Below are 13470 nucleotides of genomic sequence, written 5' to 3' on the forward strand. Positions count from 1 at the left end.
AGTACGATGACGCAACAAGCTTTCCTGGAGATTGCGCAGCGGCTGGCATCCTTGCCCGCGGACAAGAAGAAGGTCTTTCGCCAGCGCCTGGCCGAGAAGGGCATCGACAGCTGGCGCCTGCCGATTGTCCCCGCCGTGCTCGACGACGGCGAGCACAGGCCGTTGGCGCAGGCGCAGCGGCGCTTCCTGTCGGCTGAAGCGCTGAGCAGCCGGGCCCTTTATAACCTGTGCTCGGTGCTGCGCTTCGATGGACGCCTGGACGGCGCGCGTTTGCAGCAGGCGATGCAACAGGTGGTCGATCGCCATCAGATCCTGCGCACACGCTACCGCCCTGATGCCAGCGGACAGTTGCAGCCCCATTGCGCGCCACAACAGGTGCAGCTGCCGGGCGTCGAGCGCTTGACCCTCGCCGCATCTGAACACGAGCAATGGTGCGCCGATGAATACGCCCGCCAACTCGCCGAACCCTTCGACCTGGCGCAGTCTATGCCTTGGCGCTGGCAAGCATTCAGCGACGCCCAGGAGCATTCCACCTGGCTGTTTTTCACCATTCACCACGTCGCCTATGACGCCTGGTCGGCCCAGCAACTCACCCTCGAATTGGCGGAGGCTTACCGGGCGCTCGCCTCGAACCAGGCTGTCGCGCTACCCGAGTTGGCCATCCAATACGTCGATTACGCTGCGTGGGAGCGTGAATGGCTGGACAGCGACAGTTGCCGACAGCACATCGATTTCTGGCGCGACCAACTGGCCGATGCACCGGCGCCGAAGGCGTTGCCACTGGACCGTCCGCGCCCGGCGCCCACACAACGCCGCCACAGTGGCGCGGTCCTGGCCCGGGAACTCCCGCCGCACCTCACAACGGCGATCGAGGCGGCCATCCGTAATCACGGGGTGACGCTGTACATCTACGGCCTGACAGCGTTCAGCTGCCTGCTGTCGCGCTACAGCGGCGAGACGGACCTGTGCCTGGGCACCTCGGCGGCGCAACGTGACCGTCCGGAACTCGCACCGTTGATCGGCCCATTGCTCAATACCCTGGTGATTCGCCAGCGCCTGCAAGACAACCCGGACTTCGGCAGTGCATTGGTGCGCACTCGCGACACCGTTGCGGCGGCGTTCGACCATCAGCAGTTGCCCTTCGAAAACATCCTCGAAAGCCTTGAGCGCCCGCGTTCGAACCCGCTGTTCCAGGTCATGTTCGTCCAGGTCGATCTGCCCGAAAGCCGCACCCTGGCCTTGCCCGGCGTGGCGGTGGAGGTGCTCGACCCGCCGCAACGCCACGCACGTTTCGACCTGACGTTGCGCATGGTCCGCACCGCCGATGCACAGTTGCGCTGCGAACTGGAATACAGCGACGAATTGTTCGACGCGGCCACGGTCGAGCAAATGCTCGACGACTTGCTGGCGATTCTCCACGAGGGCTCGGCTCATCCGCAGCGGCGCCTGTCGGAGCTGCAACTGGTGTCCACGCCGAGCGAACTGCGCGGTCCTGCCCTGGAAGCGACTGCGTTGCCCTTGGACCAGCAAGTGCTGCACTGGGCCACGCACACGCCGAACGCGGTGGCGTTGTGCAGCGCGGAGCAGAGCATCGATTACGCCACGCTTGGCGCGGCCAGTCGCTCGATGGCCGCACGGCTGGCCGGGCAGGGCGTTGGGCCGGGGCAGGTGGTCGCGCTGTGCATGCCGCGCTGTGCCGAACAACTGCTGGCGACCCTGGCGTGTTGGCAGCGTGGTGCGACTTGCCTGTTTCTCGATCCGGCGCAACCGGCCCGGCGACTCGCGCAACTGCTGCAAGACAGCGGCGCGAGCCTGTGGCTGACATTGGCGCAAGCGCCCGAGACCGGCGTGGACCTCCCGCGCCTGGTGCTGAGCGCCGCCGACTGGTCTGTCAATGCGAACATCGGCCAGAACCAAAGCCTCAGCCAGCTGCAATTGCCTGCGTACCTGATCTACACCTCGGGCTCGACCGGCCAGCCGAAAGGCGTGCAGGTCACTCATGCCAACCTCGCGCATTATGCCAATGCCGTCGGCCAACGCTTGCAAGCCAAACCGGGCAGTCGTTGGGCGACCTTGGCAACCGTCGCCGCCGACCTCGGCTTGACCTCTGTTTTCGCCGCGCTCAACGCAGGCGACACGCTGGTCTTGCCGCCGGCATCGTTGGCCTTCGATCCGCCCGGCTGGGCGGATTTTCTCGACCAGCATCCGGTGGATTGCCTGAAGATCGCCCCTTCGCACCTGCGCGGTTTGCTGGCCTTGGACGACGCCCACCGCGTGTTGCCCAAGGCGCTTTTGATCCTCGGGGGCGAAGGTTTCGACCAGGCGTTGTTCGCCAAGGTGCGTGAACTGGCGCCGCAACTGCGCGTCTTCAATCACTATGGCCCGTCGGAAACTACCGTAGGCGTGGTCTGCGGAGAAATCTTCGACGCCGACGTGTTCGACGCGGGGCAGTATCTGCCGTTGGGCCAGCCGCTGCCCGGCTGCGAATTGCGCATCGTCGATGGCCACGACCGGTCGGTGCCGCTCGGTGTCGCCGGTGAGCTGCTGATCGGTGGTCCGCAGGTTGCCCAAGGCTACCTCGGTCAGCCTGAATTGACCGCACGCGCGTTCGGCTCCACTGCCCACGGCCAGCGTTTTTATCGCAGTGGTGACCGGGTTCGCCTGGATCGAAACGGGCGCCTGGTGTTCCTCGGGCGCCAGGACGATCAAGTGAAGATCCGCGGTTTCCGTGTCGAACCGGGCGAGATCAGTGCCTGGCTCAATGCCCAGCCTCAGGTTCGCGAAGGCGCCGTGGTGGCCTGTGAGATAAAAGGGCGGACGCAACTGGTGGCGTATCTCAGCCCTACGATGACCACCGAAGCGTTGGCCACACTGCAAGCCGAAGCCAAGCGTCAACTGCCGGAACACATGGTACCGGCCCATTGGTTGGCACTGGACACGCTGCCATTGACGGCCAACGGCAAGTTGGATCGGCGTGCATTGCCTGATCCGGCCACCGATGAACCAGCCGCCGAAGCCGCCGAGCAACCGAGCGGCGCCACCGAACAGCGCCTGGCGCAACTGTGGTGCCAGGTCCTCGGGTGTGCGCAGGTCGGCCGCACGGACGATTTCTTCGCCCTCGGCGGGGACTCGATCCTCAGTCTGCAATTGATCGGCCTGGCGTCCCGGGAAGGCCTCAAGCTACAACCGCGGGATGTCTTGCAGCATCCGACCCTGGCAGCCATGGCCCTGTGCATCGACTGCCGCGCCGAGCCGGCATTGCTTGCCGTGCTGACGGCTTTTCGCGAGCTGCTCGGGCAACCTGGCGTGGGGCCAGACGCCGATTTCTTTGCCATGGGCGGCGACTCGATTCTCAGCTTGCAGTTGATCGCGCGCTTGCGTCAGGCCGACCTGCGCCTGATGCCGCGGCAATTGCTGGAAAACCCGACGCCTCGGCAACTGGCCAAGGTGCTCGCGCCGGTCGTCGCGCCGGTCGCCGAAGCCGTGGAGCGGAGCGAGAAGCAGGGACAACCGCAGCCGCTGTCCCATGCCCAGCAACGGGTGTGGTTCATGCAGCAGTTCGAGCCGGCTGAAACCGCCTACAACGTCACCCAGTTGCTGGCCTTGCGCGGCGAGCTGGATGTGCCTCGGCTGAAACGCGCCTGCCAGGCGCTGGTGGCCCGTCATGACGCGTTGCGCTGCCGTTTCTTCGAAGAACGAGGGCAAGTCTGGCAGCGCCTGGACGATATGGCCGCGCCGATCTTCAACGTCCATGACATCGGCGCCCTGAGTGACTCGGAACAGCAAGCGAGCATTGCCAGCGCGGCCAAGCGCGTGTTCGACCTCACGCAGGGGCCGCTACTGGCCATCGATGTGTTTTGTATTGCACCCGCTGAGTACCGCCTGCTGTTCAACGTGCACCACATCGCCGTGGACGGCTGGTCCATGGGCTTGCTGGTCCAGGACCTGGCAGCGCTTTATCAAGAGAGGAGCCTGCCGGCGGCAAGCGCTTTGCTGCCGCTGATCAAGACGCAGCGGCAACGCTTGGAGGGCACGCATGGCAAGGACTTGTTGGCCTATTGGCAACAGCGCCTGGAAGGCCTGGGCAACGAGCCGCTGGAACTGCCCGAGCAACCCACCCGTCCCGCGGTGCAGGCGTACGCTGGCGCGCGAGACGAATATGTCCTGCCCGGCTCGCTGAGCATTGCGGTCGAAGCCCGGGCGAGGGCGCTTGGCGTCACGCCGTTCGTGCTGTATTTCGCGGCTTATCAGCTGCTGCTCTGGCGCCACGGCGGGCGCAATGATTTTGCCGTGGGCTTGCCGGTGGCGGGGCGTGAATCAGTCGAGAGCCAGGCGTTGGTCGGGCTGTTCGTCAACACCCTGGCCCACCGTGTGCAGATCGATGGCCGCCAGAGCCTGCAAGCGTTCGTCCAAGCCCTGAACAGCAAGCTGAGCGAGGACCTGGCCCATCAATCGCTGCCGTTCGAGCAGTTGTTGGACGTGCTGGATGTCGAGCGCAGCCTGGATCGCACACCGCTGTTCCAGACGATGTTCAACTATCAGGTCGATCATCAGGATTCCCGCAGCCTGGACCTGCCCGGCATCAGTGCCCAGGCGTTGGCGCTGCCGGGTGGCGTGGTGAGCGCGAAGTTCGACCTGACGTTCAACCTGTTCACCCAAGGGCGCGGTGCCGAGGCGAGCACCGGTTTGATCGTCGAATACGCGACGGCATTGTTGCGGCCCGACATCACTCGGCGTCTGGTGGAGGATTACCAGGCGTTGCTCGCCAGCCTGGCGAGCCTGGATCTTGATGCGCGCTTGCTGGAGATCCCGCTGTGCTCGGTTGCGGCCTTGGCGACTGAAGGGCAGTCGTTGCCATTGCATGGCGAAGCGGATTGGGTGACGCGCTTCGAAGTGCAAGCCGCCGTGCATCCCGAGCGCATCGCCGTGTACTGCGCCGACCGTCAACTGAGCTACGCCGCGCTGGAGGCCCAAGCCAACCGCTTGGCCCATTGGTTGCTGGCCCAGGGCGTCGGGCACGAATCGTTGGTTGCCTTCTGCCTGCCACGGGATGAACGCTTGCTGGTGTGTATGTTGGGCATCCAGAAGGCCGGTGCCGCCTATTTGCCGCTTGATCGCGCCCATCCCCCGGCCCGCCAGGCGCAGGTGCTCAACCGGGCGCAGCCGCATTTGCTGCTTTGCGATTCGGCGACGGCGGATTGGCCTGCCGACCTGCGCGTTTGCCTGTGGACGGACCTGCCGTTGGCGCAATTCGCCGCGCAGGCGCCGGGACTGCCGACGCACCTTGGGCAACTGGCCTACACCCTCTACACCTCGGGATCGACCGGACAGCCCAAGGGTGTGCAGATCAGTCGTGGCAACTTCGCCAACTTCCTGTTGGCCATGGAGCAGGCCTTGCCGCTGGACAATGTGCAGCGTTACCTGGCCTTGACCACCATCACCTTCGACATTTGCGGCCTGGAGCTATGCCTGCCGCTGGTGCGTGGTGGCGCCGTGGTACTGGCGGACGAGGACCAGCGCCAGGATCCGCAGCTGCTGGCACGCTTGATCAAGGAACAATCGGTCGACCTGATCCAGGCCACACCCGCCACCTGGGCGATGTTGTTGCAAGGTGATCGCCAGGTGCTGGAAGGGCGATTGGCCCTGGCCGGCGGCGAGGCAGTGTCGGCGGAACTGGCCAGCGAACTGAAGCGGCATGTCGCTCGATTGATCAACGTCTACGGCCCGACCGAGACCACGGTATGGTCGACCCAGACGCCCATCGACGCGCTGCGATTGCCAGTGGCGCCGATAGGCCGGCCGCTCCTCAACACCCGCTGCCATGTCCTCGATGAACACCTGTGCGAAGTGCCTCCAGGCTGCGTCGGTGAACTCTATATCGCCGGGGACGGCCTGGCCCGGGGTTACGCCGGGCAGCCGGGGCTGACCGCCGAGCGTTTCATTGCCGACCCGTTCGGTCACGGCGGTCGCTTGTACCGCACTGGCGATCTGGCGCGCTGGCAGCCCGACGGCCAGCTGTACTACCTGGGACGCACCGACGACCAGATCAAGTTGCGCGGCTATCGCATCGAGCTGGGGGAAATCGAGGCCGTCCTGCTCAGCCATCCACAATTGCTGCAAGCTGTCGTGGCGGTGCAAGGCGAGCACCTGGTCGCGTTCTGGGTCGCGGATCCGGACGCTGCACCTGATGAAGCGGCTGTACGCGAGTATTTGCAGGCGCGCTTGCCGGTCTACATGGTGCCGACGCACCTGCAAGCACTGGACCGACTGCCGCTCAACAGCAATGGCAAGGTCGATCGCAAACAACTGCCGCGCTTGCAATCGGTTGTCGGCAGCGTGCCAGCGACCGGGCGAGCGCTGTCGGCCAGCGAGGCCGTGCTGGCGCAGATCTGGGCCTCGGTGCTGAACGTGCAAGACGTCCCGGCCGATGGACATTTCTTCCAATTGGGCGGGCATTCGCTGATGGCCGCCCAGGTGCGCGGCCGCCTGCGTGAGCAGGGCTTCGAGGTGCCCTTGCGCTGGTTGTTCGAAACACCCGTGTTGGCGCAACTGGCCGAGCGAATCGAGGGCCTCGCCGCCGAGCAGGATCTGGCTTCCCTGACGATTCCGGCGGTTGACCAAGGCATCGAACAGCCACTGTCCTCGGCGCAACAACGGGTCTGGTTGATGCAACAACTGGATCTGGCCGACAGCAGCTTCAACATGAGCAGCAACGTCCGTTTGCGTGGGCGATTGGATGTCCTGGCCCTGGAGCGCTCGTTGCAACGCCTGGTGAACCGCCACGCCATCCTGCGCACCACCTATCACTCGCGTGGCGGCGAACTGCGCCAGCGCATCCACCCACAGTCGGCGGTGGTCCTGGAAGCCGTTGCCTCGACTGAAACACAGTGGACAGCTGAAGCCCGGGACATGGCGTTGCGCCCGTTCGACCTTGTTCGCCAGGCACCGCTGCGGATGGTCCTGTATCGCCTTGGCGAAGAGGATCATGTGTTGCAGATGGTCATGCACCACATCGCCTCCGACGGTTGGTCCGGCGCGGTGCTGGTCGATGAGCTGATCGAAGGCTACGAGGCCTACAGCACCGGCGTGCCGCTGGCCCAGCAAGCATTGCCGATCCAGTACGTCGACTACGCCGTTTGGCAAGGTTCGGCTGCGGTCCAGTTGCGTCAGCGCGAAGGCCTGGATTTCTGGCGACGGACCCTGGCGGGCATCCCCGCGCAGGTGCCACTGCCGTTCGATTTTTCACGTCCGGAGCGTGACAGCGGCGCCGGGGCGGCGGTGGATTTCCAATTGTCGCCCGCCACGGTGGGCCGCTTGAAAACCTTCGCCCAGGACAGCGGCACTTCGCCGTTCATGGTCCTGCTGACGTGCTACGCCGCTGTGCTGCAACGCGAGACGCAGGGCCGCGACCTGGTGATCGGAACGGACGTGGCGAACCGTGACCATCCGGCCACCGAATCGCTGATCGGCTTCTTCGTCAACTTGCTGGCCTTGCGTATCCGTGTGCAACCGGAATTGAGCTTCCGTGAGCAAGCCTTGCAAGTCCGCGAGCTGTGCCTGCAAGCGTTCGCCTGGCAGGACACGCCGTTCGAACGGGTCGTCGAATGCCTGGAGCTGCCGCGCGTGGCCAATGTGCACCCGCTCTTGCAGACCCTGTTCGTGCTCGACAACACGCCGCGCCAGCAGCGCCAACTGGGCAATCTGCAGGTCGAGCCGCTGACGGGCGAGCAACACCATTCCAAGTTCGACATGGCCCTGTTCGCCAGCGAAGACGGTGATGCGATCAGCCTGCGCTGGGTGTACCGCACCAGCCTGTTCCGCCCGGCCACCGTCGAGCGCTTGCGCGGCGGCTTCGAGTCGCTGCTGGAGTTGGCGCTAGGCGCGCCGGACACCCCCATCGATACTCTGATTCCGACTGTAAAGGGAGCTGCTGCAATGTCCACGGACAATCCGCTGCAACGCAAAATGAGCAAATTGGGCAAGATGCGCCAGAGCGGATCGGCGGCGACCCGGGAGCCCATCGAAGCCCGACCTCTGCGAGAGGACTCGAAGTTTCCGTTGCTGGTTTCCCTGCGCGACCGCGAGCTGGCCCCGGCCATCTGGGCCGAAGCCAACCGCGACAAGGTCGAGAACTGGTTGCGCGAGCATGGCGGCATCCTGTTCCGTGGCTTCGACCTGCCGACCCCGGCGGACTTCGAGGCGTTCTGCCAGGCGCTGTGTCCGCAGTTGTACGGGCAGTACGGTGACTTGCCGAAGAAAGAGGGCGGCAAGAACATCTACAAGTCGACGCCATACCCCAAGGATCGGATGATCCTGTTCCATAACGAGAGTGCGCACCAACACCGCTGGCCACGTCGGCAGTGGTTCTACTGCGAGACGCCGGCGACGTCCGGTGGCGCGACCCCGATCGTCGACAGCCGCCAGGTCTATCGTGACCTGCCGGCCTGGCTGCAGGCCAACCTGCGCCGCAAGCAACTGATGTATGTACGCAATTTCAGCACCAGCCTGGACGTCAGTTGGCAGCACTTCTTCCAGACCGAAGATCGGGCCGAGGTCGAGCGGATCTGCCGTGAGAGCAACATAGAGTTCCAATGGCGCGGCGCCAACGACCTGCACACCCGCCAGGTGTGCCCGGCGGTGATCCTGCACCCGTTGACGGGCGAAGAGAGCTTCTTCAACCAGATCCAGTTGTACCACCCGGCATTTCTCGATGCGGATATCCGCGAACAGTTCCTGCGCGACGGCGAGTCCGCCATGCCGAGGCAAGTGTTCTACGGTGACGGCTCGGAGCTCGAACCGGCGGCGATCGACGCCATCAATGCCGCCTACGACCGTTGCGCGGTGCGCTTCGACTGGCAACAGGGCGACGTGGTGATGCTCGATAACATGCTGGCGGCGCACGCCCGGGATCCGTTCGAGGGCGAGCGCAAAATCGTCGTGGCGATGGGTGAAATCTATGCCCGCCACCAAGTCATGGCCGCCCCGGCGCAGATCGAAGAAACACTTGAAGAGTTGACCCCATGATGGACCTTGGACTCACGCTTTCACCCCAGCAGAAACAACTGGCCCAGGCCAATCCGCACGCCTGGCGCTGGGTGCGCATGTCATTGACAGGCGTTGCCGAAGGCACCGTCGAGCAATGCTTGCGCGACAGCCTGGCGCAGCACCAGGCGCTGTGCCTGCGCTACGAGCGTCCGCTGGGCGCCACCGGGTTGCGCCAACGTGTGATCGAGCCCCAGGCATTGCGCCTGGACTGGCGCCAGGGGCGCACGGTCGACGGCCACGATGGGCAAAAATGGTTGGACGAGGCCCAGCGTCGTTGCCAGGCCGAACAGCCCGACATGCTCGCCTGGCTGCTCGATGATCAGCTGTTGCTGGCGGTCCCGGTGTACTCGCTGGACGCGCGCAGCCTGGTCCAGTTGCGCGAGCACTTGCTCGGTCGCGCCGCGTTGCTCGATGACGAACCTATGCAGTACGCGGACTACGTCGAGTGGATCAATGGCCTGCAACTGGATGAAGACGCCGAGCAGGGCGCGCAGTTCTGGCGCAACCTGGCCTTGCAGGACATCCCGGGCATGCGCCTCGTCGAGCGCTACGGTATTGCCAGCGGACGTCACGCGGTGGTCCGCCAGCCACTGGCGCCGACTCTTGCGCCGCTGCTTACGGCATTGGCCGATCGTGAAGGCGTGGCCATCGAACAGCTGGTGCTAGCCGCTTGGGGATCGCTGCTTGGCAGGCTCAACGGCCAACGCCAAGGCCAACTCGGTGTGCAGCACGACCCCCGTGACAACTACGAGGAATTGACCGGCGCGCTTGGGGTGTTCGAACAGACGTTGCCGATGGTGGTGCAACTGTCCGAGCACAGCACCCTGGTGAACCTGGCCCGGCAACTGGCCCGGCAATTGGAGAGTGCCGTCGACTGGCAGGAATACCTCGGCCAGGCGCAGTTGTTGCCGGATTGGCGGGCCAGTTTCCAGGCCGGGTTGCAGGTTGTGCGCGTGCCGCAACTGGGTGCGTTGCAGTGGCTGTCGTTCGACACGCCGGTCGAGCTGCAACTGCAATTGAGCCTTGACGCCCAGGGCACTGGCGAGCTGGCGCTGGCCTATGATTGCAGGGTGTACCGCGACGAGCAAATGCAGGCGTTGCTCAAGCGTCTCGAACATTGGCTCGGCCAATTGGTGCAATCACCCAATGGCCTTATCGATGGCTTCGATGCGTGTCTGCCCGAGGAGACCCTGGCGTCGTCGACGCGTCCTGACTTCGGAGCGGACCTGGACATCGTCGCGGCCCTGCGCCGGCACGCCCAGTCACACCCCAATCGGCCGGCGCTGCGTTATGCCGACCAGTTGTTTTCCTACGCTGAACTCGATGCCCTGAGTGACCGCGTCGCCGGCAGCCTGGATCAGGCGGGCGTGGGCCGTGAAGCGGTGGTGGGGCTGTATCTGCCACGCGGCGCGCAAATGCTGGTGGCGATGCTCGCCTGTTTCAAGGTCGGCGCCGCCTATCTGCCGCTGGATCCCCAGCAGCCGCCGCTGCGCCTGGCCGGGATACTCGAAGATGCTCAACCGGCATTGCTGCTGCACTTGGAGGGCCTGGCGCCGGAAACGTCGGCGCGCACGCTGTGCTGGTCCCAGGCGAGCAACGGGCCGCTGTTCGATACGCCGCACTGTGGCACCGCGCAAGACCTGGCCTACGTGCTCTACACCTCGGGTACCAGCGGCAAGCCCAAAGGGGTGCAGATCGAACAAGGGCAATTGCGTCATTACGTCACCCAAGTGACCGGTGCGCTGCAACTGCCCGAGGGCGGGCATTACGGGCTGGTGTCCTCGCTGCTCGCGGACCTGGGCAACACCGTGTTGTTCCCGGCGTGGCTGCAGGGCGGCTGCGTGCACGTGCTGGCGCAATCGACCGTGACCGACGCCCAGGCCTTTGCCGAAGAGCTGCGGCGTTATCCCCTCGACGTTTTAAAAATCGTCCCGTCGCACCTCGCAGCCTTGATGGGCGAGCAGGCCGCCGACGTTCTTCCGCGCCAAGTGCTGGTGCTGGGCGGAGAACCGATCGGCGAGGCGTTGATGACACGCTTGGCCCAAGCCGGACCGACTTGCCGGCTGTATAACCACTACGGCCCGACCGAGACCACCGTCGGCGTGTTGTGGCGAGCCATCGATCTTGCGCAGGGCGTGAATGGCTGTGCGTTGAGCCAGGTGCTGGGGGACAACCGCGTTCAGTTGCTCGACGAGCAGCAACGGCCAGTGCCATCCGGCCAGGCCGGCGAGTTGTGCATCAGTGGCGCCAGTGTCGGCAGGGGTTACGTCGGCAGTGTCGGTGGCGCTGCCTTCGGTGTCGATCCCGCCAGCGGTCAACGCCTGTACCGCACCGGTGACTTGGCCTTGCGCCAGGCCGACGGAGCCCTGCGCATTCTGGGTCGCAACGATCAGCAAGTGAAAATCCGCGGGTTCCGCCTTGAACTGGCGGAGGTCGAGCAAGCGATGCTGGCCCAGCCGGGCGTCTCGCAGGCGGCTGTGCTGTTGGATGGCGAAGGCGATCACGCTCGGTTGCTGGCCTTCGTGGTCACGGACGATGTTCAGTTCCAGGGGACGGACCCGTTGCGCGCCAGCCTGGCTCGCCAACTGCCGGACTACATGCTGCCCAGCGGTATCTTTGCGCTGAAGGCCTTGCCGCTGAACAGCAACGGCAAGCTCGATCGCAAGCACCTGCTCGAACGCGCCCGGCAGCGCTTGCAGAACACCCGCGTGGCGCCGGTGGGAGAACTGGAAACCGCCGTGCTCGCGATCTGGTGCGACGTGCTGGGTGTCGATGACCTGGGCGTGACCGACAATTTCTTCACCGTTGGCGGGCATTCGTTGGCGGCGATCAAAGTGGTGTCGCTGATCCGCGAACGGCTGGGCCTCAGCCTGCCGACCAATCTCTTGTTCGAGCGGCATACGGTGCGTGACCTCATCCAAGGCCTGGGCGAAAAGGGCAGCAGTCCATGGAAGACCCTCGACGATGCCGATCCGCAGGCACCGGCCTTGTTGGTGGTGCATGGTGCGCAAGGGCACCTGCAGGCGTACCAGCCGCTGGTGGACAACCTGCGCGGCGAAGTTTCGGTCTTTGGCCTTGCCGCCCTGGAAAATGGCTGGGCTGACGACGATATGGACGCGCTGTTGCGGCAATACGTGGCGAGTATCCCGGTCCAGCTCAAGGAGCGTCCGCTGGTGCTGTTGGGCTGGAGCCTGGCGGCGCGCCTGGCCTTGTTGCTGGTGCCGCATCTGCAAGCCAGCGGCTTCAGCGTCGAAGGCCTGGTGGTGCTCGATCATGATGCTCAGCGCAGCCTGGCCGGCGAGGGCGACGAAGCCGGTCAGTTGATTGCCGATTTCGCGTTTTATTGCCGCAGCCACGGCCAGCCGATCGGAGAATCGCTACGGGAGCGATTGACTGGCCTGTTGGCCGGCCTTGACTATGCCGAGGGTGTCGCTCGGTTGTTGGACGATGAGCAGGTGCGCGGGCATCTGCAATGGGCAGCGGCGGATGCTGAGCTGCTGGCGCTGATGACGCAATATCGCGCGATTAAGACCCGTTTGTATGAGCAGGCCTTGCCCATCGTCGACGTGCCGGTCCGGCTGTGGCGCGGCAATGCCCACGGCGACTTGCGCACGCAGTGGCAAGCCCTCGCACGACAACCCGTCAGCCAGTGGACGCTGGATGTGGGGCATCATGAGATGCTCGGCGATCCGCGACTGGCCGAAAACCTGCTGCCTTTACTGTTGCAAACCTCTGCCAAGGTGGTGTCGGTCCCATGATGTTATTGAAAGAACTGCTGCATAACGCGCGGTGGCGTATTTTCCTCGCGGTGCTGAGCAGTGCCTTGAGCGCGGCCACCAGTATCGGTCTGATCGGCTACATCAACCGTTGCCTGGAACAAGGTCTGGATAATCTCGGCCAGGGCTTGCTGCTGTTCGCTGGCCTGCTGGTGCTGTTGTTCATCAGCGGGGTCACCTCGCAATGGTTGCTGGTGCAGATCGGCCATCGGCTGGTGTACCAGCTGCGCCTGCGGCTGGTGGGCAAGGTGCTGGGCACTGCGCTGGAACGCATCGAGCGGCTGGGCAGCCCACGCATCTACAACGCCCTGACCAAGGACGTGACCACCGTCGCCACTGCGTTCAAGCAACTGCCGATTTCCTTGTACAACGGCTTGCTGTTGTTGGCGGGGCTGGCGTACATGGCCTGGTTGAGCCTGCCGTTTTTCGCCTTGACGCTAGCGGTGATCGCCGCCGGCGTCGGCCTTGACGTGCTGCTCGGACGTAAGGTCAAGACCTTGATGCAGGCCGTCCGGCAACAGGACGACCAACTCACCGAGCAGTTCGAAGCCGCGATCCAGGGGCGTTGCGAACTGGGCCTGAGCCGGGAGCGCCAGGCACCTGCTTTATCAACGCAAGCTCGAACCCATCGCCCGGGCCTCGCTGGACG

2 protein-coding genes and 1 pseudogene are annotated in these 13470 nt (G+C 64.7%); all 3 read left to right on the top strand.

Features of this window, described 5'->3' with window-relative positions:
- Positions 1-6: 6 nt before the first annotated feature.
- Entirely contained in the window at positions 7-9024 is a 9018-nt protein-coding gene (locus AB4N42_RS16225) for an amino acid adenylation domain-containing protein (RefSeq protein ID WP_460114982.1), read from the top strand.
- Entirely contained in the window at positions 9021-12803 is a 3783-nt protein-coding gene (locus tag AB4N42_RS16230; protein ID WP_460114983.1) for a non-ribosomal peptide synthetase, read from the top strand. Before AB4N42_RS16225 ends, AB4N42_RS16230 begins: the two co-directional genes overlap by 4 nt.
- Positions 12803-13324: pseudogene (locus AB4N42_RS16235) on the top strand (ABC transporter transmembrane domain-containing protein); the annotation flags it as partial. The gene AB4N42_RS16230 and the pseudogene AB4N42_RS16235, both read left to right, overlap by 1 nt.
- Positions 13325-13470 lie beyond the last annotated feature (146 nt).

The sequence above is a fragment of the Pseudomonas sp. H2_D02 genome (genome assembly GCF_054677635.1).